Source organism: Mycobacterium sp. (assembly GCF_032162605.1).
In the GTDB taxonomy this organism is placed as follows: domain Bacteria; phylum Actinomycetota; class Actinomycetes; order Mycobacteriales; family Mycobacteriaceae; genus Mycobacterium.
In genome coordinates this window covers 1-3,240 of the sequence record NZ_JAVROT010000548.1, presented here as the reverse complement: position 1 = coordinate 3,240, position 3,240 = coordinate 1, and the positions used below count along the sequence as shown (strand labels likewise).

Annotated in this window: 1 protein-coding gene; it reads right to left on the bottom strand. The window is 67.9% G+C overall.

Annotated elements, in window-relative coordinates; genetic code table 11:
• On the bottom strand, positions 1–3,190 hold a 3,190-nt coding region (locus QOI01_RS30355; RefSeq protein WP_526386978.1), incomplete at its 3' end, for a polyketide synthase dehydratase domain-containing protein.
• Positions 3,191–3,240 lie beyond the last annotated feature (50 nt).

The following is a 3,240-nucleotide window of genomic DNA, read 5'->3' as shown; positions in this document are numbered from 1 at the left end:
AGAAGGACAGGTTCTTGTGGAACTCGCGAAGGCCCAGCGGGTTGTTCTGCAGGATATCGACCATGCCGATCTCGAGGAACCGTCCACCGGCACGCAACGTCGCCAGGCTCCGTGGGATGAACTCCCCGGCCAGGGAGTTGAGGACCACATCGACGCCTTCCCCATCGGTGATCCGCATCACCTCGTCGGCGAACTCTAGCGAACGGGAGTCCATCACATGCTGGACGCCCTGCTGCTTGAGGAATGCCCGCTTCTCCGGCGTCCCGGCCGTGGCGAAGATCTCGGCACCGACGTGCTGCGCGATCTGCAGCGCCGCCTGGCCGACGCCGCCGGCCGCGGCATGAATCAAGACACGCTCGCCCTTGCTCAACCTGCCGAGATGATGCAGGGCGTAGTAGGCGGTCATGAATGTGAGCGGGATCGTGACCGCCTCTTCGAAGGTGATGTGCGCCGGCTTGCCCGCGACCAGCGTCGCGTCGGTCGTCACGTACGAGCCAAGACATGACGGCGCCAGGGCAACGACATCGTCGCCAACCCTCAGGTGCTCGACGCCCGGGCCGGTTCGGACCACGGTTCCCGCGCACTCCCACCCGAGGTCGAGTGACTGCTCAAGCACCGGCGGAATGACACCCATCGCGACGAGGACGTCGCGGAAGTTGAGCCCCGCCGCGCGCACCTGGATCTCGACCTGCCCCTGGCCGGGCTGCAGGCGTGTGGTACTGCGCAGCGTCAGATTTTCCAGGATGCCCGCCGTCGCGATCTCGAGGCGGAACGGCTCCCCAGCCCCCACCAGTCGGCGCTTCTCGTCCACGACCTCGGCCGACCGGCGGACGACACGCGGCACCCAACGCTCGCCGCCGCGCAGTGCCACTTGGTCTTCCCCATCGCCAACAAGCACCTCATGCAGCAATGCCTGAATCTCCTCGCCCTCGCCCGACGCGCCGAGATCCACGCGCGTGCAGCGCAGCTCGGGATGCTCGGTGCCGATGACGCCGGCCAGACCCCAGAGCGAAGCGTGTGCAATCGACAGCGGCTCGCGCGAATCACCCACCGGCTGCGTACCGACGGTGACGACCCACAACCGCGGCGCCGGCGAGCGACTCACGTCGGCCAGCGCGTGAACCAGATGCAGTGCCGAGTCACATCCACGCCGGCGCGCACCCTGCACCATGGCGAGAGTGGCGCCTTCCGGCGACCAGCGTTCCGCCGCCCAGAGATGGACGATGCCATCGCAAGAGGCTCCGTCCTCGGCGGCGGTCTGCGCAAGCAGCTGGTGATAGTCCTCGGGCCGCGCCGGGTTGATCCGGTACTGTGCCGCCGTCACCTTCTCGTACGAGTCGCCGGCGAGCACGACCACGCACTCGTCACCTGCGGCCTCGAGACGCCGGCACAGCGCCGGTCCGACTTCGTCATCCGACAGCAGCAGCCATCGCCTCGCGCCGCGCGCGGTGGTCGCGCCGGGCTGCGCTTCAACCGCCGGCTGGCGTGCCTTGCGCTGCCACTGGGTCTCATAGATCCACTCGCCCAGCTGCTTCTCCGTAACGGCCGCTGCATCGTGTCCGACCCGCTGCAGCGTGAACCCGAGCGCCTCCAGGACCACATGCCCCTCGGCATCGATCACGCGGACATCGCCTTCGATGGTGCCCGACTGCCTGTCCGCTCCCGAGCGCAGGACCGCGTGGCTCCAGAGATCGGCGCCAGGACGCGCGTGCACGCGCAGCGTGTCCAGGCCAACCGGAAGGAAGATATTGCCTTCGGCCTGACCGGCATCTCCTCGCGGCAGCGCGGCGGCCAGTGCCTGGAACGCCGCGTCCAGGAACGCCGGATGAACCTGATAGGCGCCGGCTTCGTTCTCGACCGTCGTCGACCGGCGCAGCTGACCGATCGCCTCACCATCGCGCCGCCAGAGCTGCGCCAGGCACTGGAAGCTCACGCCGTACTCCAGACCACGCTCGTGGGTCTCGCGGTAGAACTCCGGCGCCGAGACGATCTCCGGACAGCGCCCGCGAATCTCCTCGACCGTGTCGCCGTCGGGTGCGGTGATGCTCCCGTTCGTGGCAATCGCGATCGTGCCGGTCACGTGCAGCGTCGACGCCGACGGATCCTGCGCCTCGCCCGGCTGCACCGTGAAGAACTTCACCGATGCCTCGCCGGGCGTCACGAGCGAAAGGGCGAGCTGAATCGTCTTCGGCTGATCGTCGGCGAGGAAGAGCGCCTTCTGGAACTGCAGATGGCGCACCGTGTGACGGCCGGCGCCAAAGACCTCCGTCGCCGCGGCCAGCGCCATTTCAGAGAAACCCGCGGCCGGCATCACCGTCGCCCCCTGCACGCGGTGATCGCTCAAGTACGGAAACGCGCGGGCACTCAGATCGGTCTCCCAGAAATGTGTGCCCTGATCCGCCGCCGACCTGAAGTACCTGGCGAGCAGCGGGTGCCCGCCCTTGCGGGCAGGCGGTGCCACCGGCGCCAGACCGCTGTCTTCGACCCAGAATCGTTCGCGCTGCCAGGCGTAGGCCGGCAGCGGCACCACGTGTCCGCCCGTCGGATACAGGCGCGCCCAGTCGTTCAGGAAACCAGCGGCGTACAACGCACCAAACGCCTCCAGCAATACGCTGCGGTCGTCTTCGTCGCGTCGCATCGACGACAGCACGATGCCGGGGCACTGGCTCTGGCGCAGACACTCTGACATCGACATTGCCAACGTCGGGTGCGCGCTCAGCTCGAGCAGGACGTCACAGCCATCGGCGATGAGCGCATCGATCGCCTGCGCGAAGACCACCGGGTGACGCAGGTTGCTGACCCAATAGGCAGCGTTACATTCCGGTCCGTCGATCAACGTGGCCCGGCCCGACGTCGACATCATCGCGATCGAGCTCGGCCGCGCGTCGATCGTGCCGAGCGACTCCAACAGCTCGTCTCGCAGCGGGTCCATCTGGGGACTGTGCGAGGCGTAGTCGACGTTCACGAACTGAAAGAAGACGTCGCGGCGCTCGGCCAGCTGACTGAGCTCGACCAACGCGTTCGCCTCGCCGGAGATCACGGTCGTCGTCGGCCCATTACATGCGGCCACCGCCACGCGGTCGGTATAACCGGTGAGCAGCGCCTCGGTCGCCTCGAGCGGCAGGCTCACGACCGCCATCCGCCCATGCCCGGACGCACGTCGCCGGACTATCTGGCTGCGGCGGCAGATGATGCGGGCCGCGTCGTCGAGGCCGATGATGCCGGCGACGTAAGCAGCCG